We start from the raw sequence: 16450 nt of genomic DNA on the forward strand, positions 1-16450 counted from the left end.
TCACTGAAAATCCCTTGATCGGGTTCTTACCGGAATCAAAAGAGCTTCCAGTCTGTCAGCGACAACTGCCGTAGCCCCGTCTCCCTGTTCAACGTGCCCCCTAATGACGAGGGCGGTAGATTCTAGAGCCGTCTTCTTATAGCGTGCCCAAAGGCCGGGAGAACAAATGATGTTCGCTAAGCCAGTTTCATCTTCGATGGAAAGGAACGTGGTCCCACGAGCCGTAGCTGGCCTCTGTCTGTGAGTCACTACTCCCGCAATCAGAATCTTCTGACCGTTGGCAATTCTGGGCAGAGCTGAAAGGGGTTCCACTCCCCTTGTCTTTAGACGGTCACGAACCAAAGCAATCGGATGATTCTCGGTGCTAAGACCGAGAGTTCTATAGTCAAGAAGAACTCTCTCTGCCTCGGTAACAGGTGGCAGAACAGGAGTATTGGCACCTGGCTCCGTACCGGGAATATGGGGTTGTTCCCATTGCGTTTGTCCCACTACCCCCGCCTTCCATAGCCCTTCCCTACGACCCGAACCCAGAGCCTCTAGCGCCCCTGCAGCGGCAAGCTTCTCTAACTGAGTAGGCGAAAGTTTTGCTCTGGAGGCCATGTCTTGGAGGGAGTCAAATGGGGCATGCGATCGTGCCTCAATGATTCTCTCTGCTGCTTTGCCGATCCCTGAGACGGTTTCTAGGCCGATCCGTACCGCCATGGTGGGGTCTGCATCAACCAGTTTTTTCACCCCTTCTTTCCGCGAGCGATTCGCAGGGTTTGTGTCAACGCCCACCCGAACCGGGCGTGTCTTCACTTCGGAGTTCACCACGCATGGAGGAAGGACACTGACTCCGTGACGACGGGCGTCTTCAACAAGTGATGCCGGCGAATAAAAGCCCATTGGCTGGCTTGCTAACAATCCTGCGTAGAAAAACTCTGGGTAATGCACTTTCAGCCAGGACGAAGCGTAAACCAGGTAGGCAAAAGAAAACGCATGCGACTCGGGAAAACCAAACTCAGCGAAACCCTTCAGCTGGTCAAAGATCTGTTCTTGAACATCTTTGGCTACCCCGTTCCGTGTCATTCCCTCGTATAGGGCCGGACGCAAAGCCAACATCCGCTCATCACTTCTCTTCGAACCAATCGCCCGGCGTAGTTCATCTGCCTGACCCGGGGTAAACCCTGCGATGTCAACCGCCATTTGCATCAGTTGCTCCTGAAACAGTGGTACCCCCAGGGTTCTGTGTAGAGCTGGTTCGAGGAGCGAGTGAAGGGACTGCTCTTGTTCTTTCCCGTTTTTTCGCCGCAGGTAGGGATTCACAGCCCGACCCTGAATAGGACCGGGCCTAATCAGTGCGACCTCAATCACGATGTCATAGAAATTCCTTGGCTTTAGGCGAGGGAGAGTGTTCATCTGTGCACGTGATTCAACCTGAAATACACCGACCGTATCGGCCGCACAAAGCAGATCGTAGACGCGAGGATCGTCATCCGGCATGCTGTGCAGTTCCAGGGGGCGGCCATTCCAAGTGATCCCTTGTTCGGCTAACCAGTTATAGATGCGACGAAGCGCCGTAAGCATTCCAAGTCCAAGGAGATCAAATTTCACTAATCCCGCGTCGGCGCAGTCTTCCTTGCCCCACTGCAGGACGCTTCGATCCTCTTTCGCCGCCCACATAACCGGACATACTTGAGAAACCGGCTTGTGAGTCAAGACCATTCCCCCGGGATGTAATCCCATGTGCCTGGGGAGCCGCTGTAGGTTCTGAGAGATCTGCAGAACCTCATCCGGAATCTCTGAGTTCGCAGGTGAAGTCTTAGAATCATGGTTTCTGCGGTTAACAAACTGGCTCCACCGACGGATCGCGCCCTCTGGATAGCCGAGAGCCTTACCCGCGTCCCTGACGGCGGACTTAGGTCGGTAACTGACGACATTCGCTACCTGGGCGGCGTTCTCACGCCCGTATTTTTGGTAGACGTATTGAATAACTACTTCTCGTTCGCCCGCCTCGATATCGAGATCAATATCAGGCGCTTCCTTCCGATCTGGTGACATAAACCGTTCAAAAAGCATCTTGTGCTTGACCGCATCAACAGCTGTGATTCCCAGGGCATAGCAAACTGCTGAGTTCGCAGCCGAGCCTCGTCCTTGACAGAGAATCTCTTGGGAAGAACAAAAATCGACGATGTCTTTGACAATCAGAAAGTATCCGGGAAATCCCAACTGCTCGATAATGGCAAGCTCATGGTCGATTAGGTTCCAGGCATCTGGCTGATTGCGCCGTGAACCATAGCGCCGCTGCGCTCCCTGATAGGTAAGTTCACGAAGCCACTGTGCCTCGTTTTTGCCTTCTGGCACAGGAAAGTTCGGTAAGCCCGGGTCAATGATTCGCAGATCGAAAGCACAGCTTTCAGCTATTGCAACTGCGTTGTCAACCGCTGCGGGGTGACGGATGAAGAGATGCGACATTTCTTTCGGACTTCGCATAAAAGACCGCCACGCGGGAAGATGAGGCTCGGCCTGTTCCAGCGATTTTCCTAGTCTTATCGCTCCCAGAACATCCGCAATTTGGGTGCGGCTGGGATCAGAGGAGCGAACTGCCCCCGTTGCCACCAATGGAAGGTTTGCCTCGTGGGCGAGAAGAGCTAACTGATCATCACGCTCCGGAGGTTCATGTGGAGCTGCATTCATCTCGACAGCAACGCCATCTTGACCAAAAACTTCCTTAAGGCGTTCAAGAACGGCTCGACCACTCTTTAGGCCGTGGGTGCGGATGGCCCGTTGTAGCGGTCCCCTTGAGGTCCCGGTAAGTGCCAGAAGATCAGGAGACTCCCAAGACCTTTGAAGAGTCTCAATCTCCTCAAGCCTTAGAGCAACTTTCCGTCTGCCGGGTTCCTCAAGAAAGTGGGTAGAGAGTAGTGAGCACAGAGCGTGATAGCCGATCTGTGAGGTTGCTAGCACGGGGAGGCGAATCCCCGGATCCATACTCCCCGCCGGAAGGCCATCACCGCTACGGAGGAAGACCCCTCCTGAATCCGACTTCGGGGCTCGACGTAGAGGATTCAACGAACTGGAGTCGGGGATCTCAAAGTGATCAATAGTTAGCTCAACCCCGTGGACAATCGGCATCCCGTACTTACGACCAGCACTCGCGGTCTGGACGGCAGAGTACATCCCGTCAACGTCCAAGACTCCGAGTCCGCTGAGTCCCAGCTCCGTAGCAGAGCGGACCAACTCTTCTGGAGAATCAGCTGATTCTAGGAAGGTAAATGCATTGTGAGCGTGAAGTTCTGCGTATCTGTACTGCTTTGACACCCCTCAAGTCTATCGAACATTTGTTCGATCAAAAGGTTGAGAGACTACTGCGGCGCAAAACTCGTTTCTAGATCGCGCGGTAAGTCGGCGCATGGCAAGGTAAATGAGCAAAGGCTTACCGTGGCAAGTCAGACGAGAATGCCGCCGAGAGGTACTAGCTCATTGCGCGAGATAGGAAGCGAAGCTGCGACCCGGGAAGCTAAATGGCTCCAGATTCTTGCAGGTAGCAAAGGCCACAGAGAGACTCATAAGTTACGCCCTCACCATCAATCGAGACCTGGTCGCCATCAAAGATGAAGCGATCTCCGACCTTACGTCCGTTGAATATGGCCTTACGACCGCAGCGGCAGATTGTCTTGAGTTCATCGAGACTGTGCGCGATTTCAAGTAATCTCCGGGATCCCGGGAATGCCACCGTCTGGAAGTCAGTTCGAAGTCCATAGGCTAAAACCGGCACCCCACCCACAACCGCGATTTTCATTAGTTCGTCAACTTGAGAGGCAGTAAGAAACTGAGCCTCATCGATTAGCAGGGCCGCAACCGGCGGATACCCCTCGACTTCTTCAATCAGTGCATCATGCTGGGTTCCGCGAGCGGCAGTCTGAAACAACTCATGAACGCTGTCGTCTGGACCGATCAGGAAGTCGACATCCCGGGTCACACCCAGACGTGAGACGACCGAACCGCTCCCCTTCGTGTCTATCGCCGGTTTGGCGAGGAGGACTCGTTGCCCGCGCTCTTCGTAGTTGTAGGCAACCTGAAGCAACGCCGTCGATTTTCCTGAGTTCATTGCACCGTAACGGAAATATAGCTTTGCCATTTGCCATTCCCTCCGAGGTCAAGGTCTTAGTTCCCAACGAGGGCGTCCCCGCTTCAACAGGGAACTCCGCTTATTCGAACACTTAGTTTTCGCCCACGAGGGGCATTCCCACAGGTGAGTGTACAGAGATAAGGCTCCCGTATATGCCCTCCACATACCAGTTCCCTTTTCTTTGGACGAGGAGAAGGTCCGGGCCATCACTTCGACTGACCCGAAGATAGCAGCGGGATCCCCTGGCTTGGTCATCGGGTTTCCACCATCTGCCACTAACCACCCACAATCGATTCACCTGTGAAATGGGATAGTCACCAGCCGCTAATTCACTTCGATCCTGGTGCACTATCAGTCTTTCCGGGGTGCCGTTTAGCACTCCGCGGCGTGTGATCCATAGCCTGCCTCTAATGGGATCGGGTTCACTTCCAAGCCTCACTCCGATAAGCATGGCTTCGGGTGGATTAGAGAAAAGAATTATCGGTGGATCACTCACCCCTCCCTCCCACTCTCCCGTAGTCTTCGGGGAGATTTCTTTCTCTGTTCCCCATGGTGTCAGTGAGACCCTGGTTCTAGGGTCGAAACCGCCATGCAAGCTCGGGGATAAAACTGATTCTTCACCAAGAAGGCCCTGCACCTGCTCGGCGGCCTGCGCCGCTTTCCATGAGGTGCGCGTGCCACCCCAAAGTGGGTCGATCTCAGGAAGAGTTCCCGGGTCGACCGCGACCAGTTCAATGGATGCAAGCGGGTCGGGTTCTTCACTAATTGAATCTGTTTCGGTGTCGATCCATCCCTTTAGTTGCCAAGCAATTCGCTTTGCCACTTGAGATGAGGATGTGGCATCAAGAAGGGTCCAAGTTCTTTCCCTTCTACGGCCTCCTTGACTCATGAGGACCACCTGGACCGCAGACGCATAAAGTCCCGAGCTGCGTAGCCTGTCGGCTAGGTCGTTACTGACCCTGGAAATGGCCGTCATTGCGTGTTCAATCTGACCCACCGGGGGGTCGAGTTCTAAAAAGACATTGACAGTACTTTCGGATCGCTTTCGAATCGACAGTGCTGGTTGTTCACCTGAAAGGAGTCTGAACAGGGTTTCTCCTCCCTGCCCAAAGCGACTTATAACCGGGCTGGCCCCAAGTTTTTCAAGATCACCGGCGGTATAGATCCCCAGTCCTAACAGGGTTGTCAAGATTTCTGAGACCTGACGCGCTGATCCCTCCGGTAGGTCTTGAACCAGTTCCCGAAGGGGAAGTCCTCTTAGGAACTCTCTCGTTTTCCTTTCCGGAACAACCAGGTTTTTCCTTGCGGCTAGCAGAGCGGTCCCTATCCCCGTTCCGATTCCTATGTAGGCTTCTGCTCCCGTGTATGCGGCAATGTCATCGATTATTTTTTCTACCAAAGACTCTTCTGACCCGGCCCACTTGGCCGCACTAGTAGCTGGAGCAAATGCAAGACCGGGACGCACCACACTCACGTCTGCGGCATAGGAATCAAAAACTTCAAGTAATACCTCGAATGCCCCACTTTCCCGCTCCTCATCATGTTTTAGAACCAGTAACTCTGAGCAGTAGTACTGGGCTAGAGTTCTGGTCATTCCAACCCGGACGCCCTTCCTGGCCGCTTTCGGGCTAACAACAACGATTCGCCTACCGTGCTCGATAACTGCGGCAGTATCAGGAGGGGTGCGAGCGACCAAAGATGCCAGTGGCCAGTTGGGCACCCACAGGGCGATATATCGTGTCTGCCCAGACCCAAGACTAGGTTCGATCACACTGCATCCCCGCTCTCAAAGACTGACAGACGCGAAGCAGCATTACTATCGGCATCAAGCTTCATTGGAATCGGGAATGGTTTACTAATACCGACCCAGGGATTTGAGGTCAACAAAAACCGTTCCATCATTCTGCCTCTGGCCGCGAGTGATCGACGAACTGACACGGAAAAATCAAGATCACCGAGGGCCACGGCGTCAAATCCCTCAACCAGTATTCCCACGGTCTTGGCCGGGTCTATTGACAGTCTAGGAACCGTCACCATCCGGGAGATATCTAGGTGCATCCCCGATGCGGCAGCTTCCCACCCCACGTCGGGAACCCCAACTAAAACTCCCCACATGTCAGGCGTCATCACCCTGGTTAGCGAATACACCAATCCCTCAATCCCAAGCGGTACATGATAGACCCCGGGAGGAAAAACAGCTTTGTCGATCGACTGCACGTAGTGGGAACGTACTCCACTTGAGGCTTCAACTTGCATAAGTGTCGCCCGAGCTCTAGCAAGACGTTCTATTCCGTTCACCACCATCACCCCCAGTCGAACATACGTTCGATCTTAGAGGGTGGGTCCGACAAGTTCACCATCACTTATCGAAACTGGGGCAATGCAGATTGACTAACAAATCGACCAACAGCAGGAACACTAGCTTCGATCCCCTATTTGAGAAACACCCGGAAAAGGTAAAACAACATCCAAATCGCGACTGACCGTCGAACGTGACAGAATAGCGCGGTGCTTCATTTAGCCTTCTTTGAACCGAAAATCCCCGGAAACACTGGTGCTGCTATTCGTTTGGCCGCATGCACCGGCGCAATGCTTCACCTGGTTGAGCCCCTGGCGTTTGATATGGATGACACCAAGCTGAAACGAGCTGGCCTTGATTACCACGATCTTGCTCACGTACAGGTCCACCCGAATCTAGATGATCTCCTGGACCAGATGACCGGTCGAGTCTGGGCGTTTACCGGCAGAACTGACAACCTGTACAGCGACATTGAGTATCGGGACGAAGACTGTCTTTTATTTGGACCTGAACCCGACGGCCTCCCCGAACACGTGATGAACGATCCTCGTATCACTTCCCTGGTACGAATCCAAATGCTCCCCGGGATTCGTTCACTTAACCTGGCGAATGCCGCATCGATCGCAACCTATGAGGCCTGGCGCCAACTGGGGTTCCCCGAAGGCGTCTAACACCCAAACCGACTCTCTGAGGCTTTAATCCAGCGGGGTATCAGCCACAGTGGCCGTCCCGAACCGAAATGCGGAACCGCCACACCGGCAGATACTCCCGTCCAAACCCCCACGCAAGCAGTTCCGAGGCCAAGTATCAACCACAGTGGCTATCCCCGAATCGAAATCATGCGGTGGGTTCTGGCGGTTAGTGCAACAGTATGCTTTCGATGACCTCGTTTAGTTCGTTGAAGTTGAGTCGTTTGCAGGGTCGATCATTCATTTGCCACTCTACGTAGACCCTCATTAGGACGAGGTAAGAAAACTGCGGGGGTTTCCGTAACTTGCCCGCAAAGCGGCCAGGATTCCAATACCTGCGACCAGGGTCAGTCCGGCTCCGATACAACCGAGATGGTTACGGTGTTCGAGGTTGAGCGACAGCGAATCGAGCGGGTATTTTTCTCGATCCCTTCATGTTTATGGCCGCGCTTGCGAAGAGTTCCATCGGTGTGGAGCCGTCATCAAGCGGATTCCGTTTGGTGGTCGGTCGAGCCGCTTCTGACCACGCTGTTAGCTGTGGCGGCTTTGAATCACTTCCTGTGCGCGGTAATGATCGTGTGACTGTGGGCATTCACAGTTATGATGCAATCCCCACAATCCACGTACCAGTTCTTTCCCCGTTGTGTGATGCAAGAGTCGTCGGTTGTATGCGAAGCGATGACTTCTTGACACCAAGTGACAACGTCGTCGGTGGATAGAGATAGATTGCGCCTGATCCTCTCGACTCCGAGTTCAGTGGTGTGCAACTTATTTCTGTCTAGTCCGAACATGTTCACCTGGTCAGGTTACTGCACAGACACTCTCGAACACTCCTGGTCGCAGTCAACTTCAGAAACTGCGGTAGGCAGGGAACTTCACGATGGCCCCAGCAACATCTAGCGAATGTTGCTATTCAACTGGGCCTCGCCAGAAGTCAGCTGGGCGCCACCAGCGCTGATGATCAACTTGAGGTCGCGCAGATCCCCTCCTGGGGACAGGACTGGTGGGGATGGAGAACAGAGCGAGGATGCTCGGGGGTTCCCTCGCCATAGACAGTCCCGCAGGAGGGCCAACGGTGACGGAATTGACCTTTCCCGCACCACTCGCCTGCCAGCGGCTAGCGGAACGGAGAAGGCGATGAGAATCGGTGTCGCAGAAGACGATATCCTCATGCGTCAGGGAATCGTGACGGTACTTGGCCTCGGCAGTCATGAAGTGATCTGGGAGGTTGGGGACGCAGGCCAACTGACGCGATTGCTGGACCGCGAGCCCCCAACGATGCTAGTGACCGATGTCCGTATGCCCCCTCGTCACGGCGACGACGGGCTTCGCGCCGCACTCAGACTGCGCCGTGAGCGCCCTACAACTTCTATCCTGGTCCTTTCCCAGTACGCCGGGAATGACTATGCCCGTAAACTTTTACAGGAGGCAGGCCAAGCTCAAGGAGGAACGGGATACCTCCTAAAAGAAAGCGTTGGTCGAGTCTCCCAGTTCTTAGCCGCCGTGGACGCGGTCGGACGAGGCGAAGTCGTGGTAGACCCGCAGGTTCTCCGTCATTTGATCGCTCAAGAGAATGAGCCCGCAAGTCGCCTGACCGCACGCGAAAAGGAGGTCCTCGCCCTCATCGCTCAGGGTCGAACAAACGCACAAATCGCAGACGAAATAAGCGTGTCGACGGCGACCCTTGAACGGACGATCACCAATATCTTCCTTACCCTCAATCTAGCGGAAGAGGACGGAAACAGAAGGGTGCTAGCCGTCCTGGAGTACCTGAAGCAGACCAAGTAGCGGTAGATGACCGTCCTCGACTAGGGACAATCTCTCCGCCTCCTGCAGCGTCGGTCGCGTTTGGCTGCGGTGTTTGCTTGCTTTGCTGTTACTTGACTACTGCGAACCCGCCGGTCCAACCGATCTGCTCGGACGCAGCGAGAGCCATTTGCGTCAGGGCGATAGCTTCAAGTTCACGTGCGCGGCCCAGAGCGCCAGCATCAAGAGCGTTAAGACCCCCGGCGGTAACCGCGGCAGCAAGTTCAGCTTTGGCATCAGAATCGTCACCGGCTATAAGAACCGTGGTTGTCGCCTCCCCAACCTTCTTCGCCCCGAGGGTCGCGGCGAAATTCGTGTTGAACGCCTTCACTACCTTCGACTCAGGGAGCAGGGCGGCTAGTTCTGCAGTAGCGGAACTATCGGCCGCCGGGATAAGGGTGAAGGTCGAGAAATCAAGGGGATTTGTAATGTCGACTACAATCTTGCCCGCCAACTGGTCACCGTATTGCTGAGCAATAGTTGCTAGCGCACTGTAAGGAACCGCAAGAACCACGATGTCTCCATTCACGGTGACATCTGACGATGACGAGTCGAAGACCTCGACGTTCGCTCCCCCATCGCTCAGGACTCCAGCAATCGCCGACCCCATGTTTCCCTTACCAAAAACCGATACCTCAGTCATCATTTACTTCCGTTTCCCCGTCTTGTCGACGGACTCAGATTTAGTTTCCTTGGAAACTTATCACTATTTTAGTTTCCAGGGCAACTATTGTTGATATGGTGAATACATGGCTGCGAAAGACACACTCTCCTCCCACGAGCGAAGACTCTGGACCGCGTTCGGCGCGCTAATCGAGTTGCTTCCTGCACGTTTGGATCGAATGATGTCCGAAGACAGTGGAATGGGTATGTTCGAGTTCTATGTACTTGACGAGCTCGATCGATCCGAAAACTCCACGCTTCGTGTCAGCGCACTTGCAGTGAGCGCTGAAGCAGCACTTCCACGTATGTCAAAGTTGGTAGCGCGCCTGGAGGCCGAAGGCAAGGTTGATCGCTGGACCTGCCCCAGCGACGGGCGAGCGACCAACGTAACCCTGACAGACACTGGCCGCAAGGCACTTGAGGCAGCGCGACCGGGACACATCGCGGCGCTTAAGGCCCTACTGTTCGATCCACTAAATGAATCTCAACAGAAGAACCTAGAATTTATCACCACGATTCTCCTCGAACGGCTGAACCCGACGAAAGAAGAAACGCAGAGACTGTGTAGCGGAACTCAAGAACTGGCCGAGTAGTCTCGTTGTCCAATGAGCTATGGGCCGCAGACCGCAACGGATATGTTTCCCTTCCACTGCTCTACGACCCTTTTCACGAAGCGGCACCAAAGCAACCCGGGGAGCGCAACGTGTCGGGTCGGTTGGCTCGCACTCTGCTTCATGCTCACCAACCGACCCGGATACCAGTGCCCGCTACCGGCTACTGGTGACTAGAGGCACCTGGCCGGGTGCTGCACTCACCGTCTGCCAGGTTTCCTAGCAGCCCCTTGTTCTGACGGACTATCCTGCGTTTACTTCGATCACCTTGGCCCCGTCGGTCGGTTGCGAAGGTTCCTGATCCGTGGAAGTGGACTCAAGCGGATCGGGAGTGTCCTCGTTATCCTCGAACAGATCATCCGCGTTAGCAGCGGCGTACTGGACTTCGTCGAGGATGCCTTCGCGCTTCGAGACAATGACGGGGACCAACACCTGTCCTGCCACGTTCACGGCAGTCCGTCCCATGTCGAGGATCGGATCGATCGCAAGAAGCAGACCGACGCCCTCAAGCGGTAGACCGAGTGTAGACAGCGTGAGCGTGAGCATTACGGTTGCCCCAGTGACACCGGCCGTTGCTGCCGAACCAACCACTGCAACAAAGGCAATCAACAGATAGTCAGTGATCCCCAGGTCGATACCAAAGAACTGGGCGACAAAGATCGCTGAAATCGCAGGGTAGATTGAAGCGCAACCGTCCATCTTCGTGGTTGCTCCAAGGGGCGCCGCAAATGAGGCGTAGCTACGCGGAACCCCGAGGTTACGCCAGGTGACGCTCTCAGTTACGGGCAGGGTGCCGATTGATGAGCGAGAGACGAAACCAAGTTGGATCGCGGGCCACGCCCCACGGAAATACCTCGAGATTGAAAGTCTGTGGCTTGCGAGCAGTGCCGGGTAGACGATGAATAGCACTATCGCCAGTCCGGCATAAACCGCGATCGCAAAGGTCCCAAGACTTGAGAGTGAACTCCAGCCATACGAGGCGATGGCATTGCCAATTAGGCCAATAGTTCCAATCGGGGCGAGGCGAATAACCCACCACAGTACCTTCTGTATAACGGCCAGTAACGAAGCATTAAAACTCAGGAAAGAGTCAGCTTTCTTTCCCACTTTCAGCGCCGCTATGCCTACTGCTATGGCGACCACCAGGATCTGCAGAACATTGAAGTTCACAGCCGAGGCGGCTCCGGTAATTGCGCCTTCTGCATCGCGCACAAGATTCGTGCTGCTGTAGATTCCGAGGAAGTTTGCGGGAATGATGCCGTTCAAGAAATCTAGCCAAGAACCTGTCCGCGACGGTGTCTGTGCGAGATCTACTGAAACTCCGGCGTTGGACCCCGGTTTGAGCACCAGGCCGAGGCCGATACCGATAACGACCGAGATTAGCGCGGTGATAGCAAACCAAATCAGAGTCTGGAATGCAAGGCGTACGCCATTGGTGATTCCTCGAAGGTTTGCTATCGAAGCGACGATCGCCGTAAACACCAGCGGCGGGACGATAGCGCGCAGAAGCGTTACAAACGCGGAGCCAATTGTGGAGAGCGTAATAGTCAGCCAATTGGAGTCACCGGTTGCAGTTTCACCGATCACGAGAGCAGCCCATCCGAGCAGCACTCCGAGGGCTAGACCGATAAGGATTTGGATTGAGAACGAGGGGAGCTTGAGTCTCCTCCGTTTCGCAGGCTTGATGGATGTTGATGTAGACATAGGAGTTTCCTTGTTTTAAGTGAACTGAAATGCGTAGCCAGCATGGCGGCCCCTGGCAACGCGGGCTTCGTTCCCTTGTCATCCCGCATAGAAGCGGCAAAACCGACGCATATTAGGCGTCTAGATATCAACGAAACTGAACGCGACTCAACGACGGAATCTGTATGGTTCAGTAACTGCTTATCGCGGGCGATCTGCCCGATGACAAGGGAGGGCCAGGTTTACCGGCGTTACGCGGTGAAAGGTCGCTGGTCTCAGCGCACCGGACACATCGCGAACGCCTGGCGCATGCAACAGCACATCAGCGAGCGCGAGGACTCGAAGGTGCGGTTTGCGATGCGCGCATTATTCACGTGGTCTCCAGATCAGTCGTGTTGACGGAGTTAGCTCCAAGGTCAACGGCACCACAATAGACCGATGACCGGCAGATACTCAAGACCCCCTCACACAGTGAGCACACCGGAACTATCTAAGTCTTGGAGATGAATCTGCCAGCTCCACTATGCGCCTTGGATTCGACCACCACATCCAGACCAAACCGATCAGTGGCAAGAGCAGCGAGGAGAACCAAACCTGCAAGCCAAAGTTTGCCCACGGCGACCAGACGTCTGTCGCGGGAAAATCAAGGCTCAACAGTCCTTCGATCAATGGGCCGGCCAGACTAATCGAGATGCAGCTCCAAGCAACCACTCGCATTCGTCTGCCGTTATGAGTCAATCCAAGCGCAGCGAGTATGTACACCGCCCCGGCAAACAGGGTGGCAAGACGGGGCCCCACCGGCTGGTCCGTTGCATCGAACAGTTGCCAAACAGCGATAGCTACCGTCCCAACTCCGAAGACCCAGAAAAGGGCAGGGACGATCCGACCCCATCCCCGTGCAGCCCGTCGGTCATCGTTGAGATTGATCGAGGGTAAATCCGTCCGTTCCTGGCTCACTGCGGAGTCCCAGAACTTTTACCTGCGTAAACCGAGGTCGCATCCGACTGTTCTTCACTCACCGAGTAATCTTCACCGCTCGCCGGCCCGGATAGCAAGCTCTGTCCTCGTACTAAAACCGGTAAAACGTGGCCGGTCTTGCACCAATTGACCTGCCGCCGCTCTGGCGGATCGTGGGACAATGGACCCGAGGAACCGTCGCGGTAGATCGGTGCTGGACGGGCCTACCGAACTAACTGAAACGAAAACGTTTCAGAACTCAAGGAGCGATAAGACGTGAGTGATTCCGTTTACGACGTAGTAATCCTTGGCGCTGGATCCGGCGGGTACGCCGCGGCTCTGCGCGGTGCGCAGCTGGGTCTGAAGGTTGTCTTGGTCGAGGGTGACAAGGTTGGGGGAACCTGCCTGCACCGGGGTTGTATCCCAACAAAGGCCTATTTGCACGCCGCGGAGACCGCCGACTCTGTGCGAGAAGCCGATCACTTCGGCATCCTCGCAACCCTTGACGGCATCGACATGGGGAAAGTCGGTCAGTACCGCGACTCGGTCGTTGACAAGCTGTACCACGGGGTTGAGGGACTGCTCGCATCCCGCGGAGTGGAGGTCATCCAGGGTTGGGGACGCGTCACCAGTCCCACCACTGTTGAAGTGAACGGTCAGACTCTGACTGGCAAGAATCTGATCCTAGCCACTGGCTCATACTCTCGTAGTCTTCCAAACCTACCGATCGAAGGGCGCGTCATTACCTCTGAACAGGCCCTAAAAATGGATTGGATTCCGAGTCGCGCAATCATTCTCGGCGGCGGTGTCATCGGAAGTGAGTTTGCCTCTGCGTGGCACTCCTTTGGGTCAGAAGTGACCATCATTGAAGGGCTCCCCCACCTGGTTCCGAATGAGGATGAAATCATCTCGAAAAACCTTGAGCGTGCCTTCCGTAAGCGCGGTATCAAGTTCATGGTTAACACGCGCTTCAGCGGCGTAACTCAGGACGATTCTGGCGTACACGTCACCACTGAGGATGGAAAGACTGTCGATGGCGACATTCTTCTGGTCGCAGTTGGTCGCGGACCGGTTACCGAGGGCCTTGGTTTCGAAGAGATCGGGGTGAAACTGGACCGCGGCTTCGTCCTTACCGACGACCGCCTATCCACCGGAGTTCCCGGAGTATACGCAGTCGGAGATATTGTTCCCGGTCTTCAGCTTGCACATCGCGGCTTCCTGCAGGGCATTTTTGTAGCCGAGGAGATCGCGGGACTGTCCCCGGTAACCATTGATGAGAATGTGATCCCAAGGGTGACGTTCACCGATCCAGAGATCGCCTCTGTCGGCATCACTGAGAAGCAGGCCCGTGAAAAGTACGGTGATGAGAACATCAGGACGGTTGAATACAACCTTGCAGGAAATGGCAAGTCCAACATTCTCGAGACTCCCGGCGTGGTGAAGCTGATCGCGGTCGCAGATGGCCCAATCATCGGTTTCCACGCGATCGGCAGACGCATAAGCGAGCAAATTGGTGAGGGCGAACTCATGGTTGGTTGGGAGGCCTATCCTGAAGACGTGGCTTCTTTGATTCACGCCCATCCAACTCAGAACGAGGCGCTGGGCGAAGCAGCCATGGCCCTTGCTGGCAAGCCGTTACACGCTCATAACTAAGACTCGACGAACAAGGAGATAACAGAACAATGGCACAGTCCATCAAAATGCCGGCACTCGGCGAGTCCGTCTCAGAAGGTACCGTCACAGAATGGCTGAAGAAGGTCGGCGACACCGTCGAAGCCGATGAACCAATCGTTGAAGTCGCAACCGACAAAGTCGATTCAGAGGTACCCTCCCCTGTCTCAGGCGTTCTACTTGAGATCCTGGTTGATGAAGACGAGACCGTGGACGTTGGGACCGAGATAGCCCGAGTCGGTTCTCCCGACGAAGCAGGTAGTGCACCAGTCGAAACTGCCCCGGCCCCGGAGGCAGCACCCGCCCCTGAACCCACTCCCGTCTCTATCCCCGCCTCAGAACCGGCACCAGTCGCGACACCCGCACACACAGCAGGAAGCCCATCCACTGGAAACCTAACCGATGTGACGATGCCAGCCCTTGGCGAGTCAGTTTCTGAAGGAACCGTAAGCGAATGGTTGGTTTCCGTTGGAGACAAGGTCTCTGCCGACGACCCGCTCGTTGAGGTCGCAACCGACAAAGTCGATTCAGAGGTTCCCTCCCCGATTGACGGGTACGTCGCGGAAATCCTCGTGGAAGAAGACGACACTGTCGATGTCGGAACTGTTCTGGTACGTATCTCTGATACTGCTCCATCCGGTGATTCGGGCGCTACGGCTGCGTCCACACCGACTGAGGCAGTCGCGGCACCCACTCCCGCAACGCCCGTCACGGCGAGCCCTGCAGCTCCGGCGGTTCCTGCAACTCCAACTCATGCTGCGCCGCCGCCTCCGCCAGTTCCTACACCAGCCGCGACCCCGAAACCTGATGCCCACGCACAGCTTTTGGAATCTGTCTCCCGAGCTGCGTCTAGCGAGGGTCAGGTAGTCGATCATGCCCCTGGACTTGGCGCCTCAACCGGATATGTAACGCCCCTAGTTCGCAAGCTGGCAAAAGAGAAGGGCGTCGACCTGTCGACCGTAACCGGAACCGGCATTGGTGGGCGAATCCGCCGTGAGGACGTTGAAGCTGCAGTGGTTGCATCAGCACCCGCTGTGGTAGCTCCCGCCGCACCAGTTCCTGCGACCTCGACTCCCAGCACCTCCAGTAAGATCGTGCCCTCGCCTGAGGCCGAAGCCCTTCGCGGCACCACCGAGAAAATGTCTCGTCTACGTCAGACCGTTGCCCGTCGCATGGTGGAGTCGTTGCAGTCATCTGCGCAACTCACCACCGTATTCGAGGTTGACGTGACCAAGGTTGCGGCGCTTCGAGCGAAATACAAGGACCAGTTTCAGCAGGTCCACGGCACCAAGCTGACGTTCTTGCCGTTCTTCGTGAAGGCGACGATTGAGGCTCTTGAAGCCCACCCAAAGCTGAACGCTGTTATCGACGATCGCCAGGTCACCTACCACGATCACGTCAATATGGGGATTGCCGTCGATGCACCGCAGGGACTGATGGTTCCAGTTATTCGTGATGCTCAGGACCTGAGCATCGCCGGAATCGCCGAGTCCATCAATTCCCTCGCTTCCAAGGTTCGCGATGGGAAGATCAGCCCCGATGAACTCACTGGGTCAACCTTCACCATCACAAACACGGGTTCGGGCGGAGCGATCTTTGACACTCCGATTCTGAACATGCCAGAAACCGGAATCCTCGGGACGGGAACCATCGTGAAGCGGCCTGTCGTCGTCAAGGATGCAGACGGCGGTGAAGCGGTCGCAATCCGCTCCATGGTCTACCTGTCAATCAGCTATGACCACCGTCTGGTTGACGGAGCAGATGCCTCTCGTTTCCTGAGCGATGTGAAGCGTCGCCTCGAAGGCGGTGACTTCCTGGCTGATCTTCAGCTCGGCTAGAAACAAACCCAAAGGGCCAGGGAACTCTTTCAGGTTTCCTGGCCCTTTAGTTTAACCACTCCCCGTTTACAGTCACTTATCCGGACGTAGGGTCGATGTGCGTTGAGGGTGAGTAATCCTCC

General features: G+C 55.4%; 13 protein-coding genes. 5 read left to right on the plus strand and 8 right to left on the minus strand.

Translation table 11 applies throughout. The annotated features are described in order from the left end of the window. The 4 genes from U6G28_09840 to U6G28_09855 form a co-directional block, all read right to left on the minus strand. Complete coding sequence (locus tag U6G28_09840; protein ID WRS29811.1) at window positions 1-3300, minus strand: error-prone DNA polymerase; 3300 nt, start codon at window positions 3298-3300, stop codon at window positions 1-3. A 199-nt stretch (window positions 3301-3499) separates the two neighbouring features. Further along, entirely contained in the window at window positions 3500-4120 is a 621-nt protein-coding gene (locus U6G28_09845) for a thymidine kinase (protein WRS29812.1), read from the minus strand. Window positions 4121-4202: 82 nt separating this feature from the next. Then, window positions 4203-5882 carry a DNA polymerase Y family protein gene (locus U6G28_09850; protein ID WRS29813.1) on the minus strand — a complete coding sequence of 560 codons (1680 nt, stop codon included), beginning with the start codon at window positions 5880-5882 and terminating at the stop codon, window positions 4203-4205. Continuing rightward, window positions 5879-6409, minus strand: coding sequence for a hypothetical protein (locus U6G28_09855; protein WRS29814.1), 531 nt, complete (start codon window positions 6407-6409; stop codon window positions 5879-5881). The genes U6G28_09850 and U6G28_09855 overlap by 4 nt, the downstream gene beginning before the upstream one ends. A 210-nt stretch (window positions 6410-6619) precedes the next feature. On the opposite strand from U6G28_09855, the gene U6G28_09860 reads away from it, so the two are divergent. Beyond that, window positions 6620-7081, plus strand: a complete 462-nt coding sequence (locus U6G28_09860; GenBank protein ID WRS29815.1) for a tRNA (cytidine(34)-2'-O)-methyltransferase — start codon at window positions 6620-6622, stop codon at window positions 7079-7081. 569 nt (window positions 7082-7650) lie between these two features. On the opposite strand, the gene U6G28_09865 is transcribed toward U6G28_09860, so the two are convergent. Next, a complete protein-coding gene (locus U6G28_09865; protein ID WRS31230.1) occupies window positions 7651-7890 on the minus strand; it encodes a DUF3781 domain-containing protein in 240 nt (79 codons plus the stop codon). Window positions 7891-8236: 346 nt separating this feature from the next. Between U6G28_09865 and U6G28_09870 the strand changes: the two genes are divergently transcribed. Beyond that, window positions 8237-8887, plus strand: coding sequence for a response regulator transcription factor (locus U6G28_09870; protein WRS29816.1), 651 nt, complete (start codon window positions 8237-8239; stop codon window positions 8885-8887). 88 nt (window positions 8888-8975) lie between these two features. Here U6G28_09870 and U6G28_09875 read toward each other — a convergent pair whose 3' ends face one another. Continuing rightward, window positions 8976-9551 carry an NAD(P)-binding domain-containing protein gene (locus U6G28_09875; GenBank protein ID WRS29817.1) on the minus strand — a complete coding sequence of 192 codons (576 nt, stop codon included), beginning with the start codon at window positions 9549-9551 and terminating at the stop codon, window positions 8976-8978. Window positions 9552-9654: 103 nt separating this feature from the next. Between U6G28_09875 and U6G28_09880 the strand changes: the two genes are divergently transcribed. Further along, entirely contained in the window at window positions 9655-10161 is a 507-nt protein-coding gene (locus tag U6G28_09880) for a hypothetical protein (GenBank protein ID WRS29818.1), read from the plus strand. Window positions 10162-10422: 261 nt separating this feature from the next. Here the strand turns inward: U6G28_09880 and U6G28_09885 are convergent, their stop codons facing one another. Next, window positions 10423-11883: a dicarboxylate/amino acid:cation symporter gene (locus U6G28_09885; GenBank protein ID WRS29819.1), complete on the minus strand. Its 1461-nt coding sequence runs from the start codon at window positions 11881-11883 to the stop codon at window positions 10423-10425. 465 nt (window positions 11884-12348) lie between these two features. After that, on the minus strand, window positions 12349-12819 hold the full coding sequence (locus U6G28_09890) for a hypothetical protein (protein ID WRS29820.1): 471 nt from the start codon (window positions 12817-12819) through the stop codon (window positions 12349-12351). 276 nt (window positions 12820-13095) lie between these two features. Here U6G28_09890 and lpdA point away from each other — a divergent pair, with 276 nt between their 5' ends. Both lpdA and sucB read left to right on the plus strand, forming a co-directional pair. Further along, complete coding sequence (gene lpdA, locus U6G28_09895; GenBank protein ID WRS29821.1) at window positions 13096-14472, plus strand: dihydrolipoyl dehydrogenase; 1377 nt, start codon at window positions 13096-13098, stop codon at window positions 14470-14472. Window positions 14473-14501: 29 nt separating this feature from the next. Continuing rightward, window positions 14502-16328 (plus strand): 2-oxoglutarate dehydrogenase, E2 component, dihydrolipoamide succinyltransferase, encoded by a 1827-nt coding sequence (gene sucB / locus U6G28_09900; GenBank protein WRS29822.1) that lies wholly within the window; start codon window positions 14502-14504, stop codon window positions 16326-16328. Window positions 16329-16450: the final 122 nt, after the last annotated feature.

The sequence above is a fragment of the Actinomycetaceae bacterium MB13-C1-2 genome (genome assembly GCA_035621235.1).
Taxonomy (GTDB): domain Bacteria; phylum Actinomycetota; class Actinomycetes; order Actinomycetales; family Actinomycetaceae; genus Scrofimicrobium.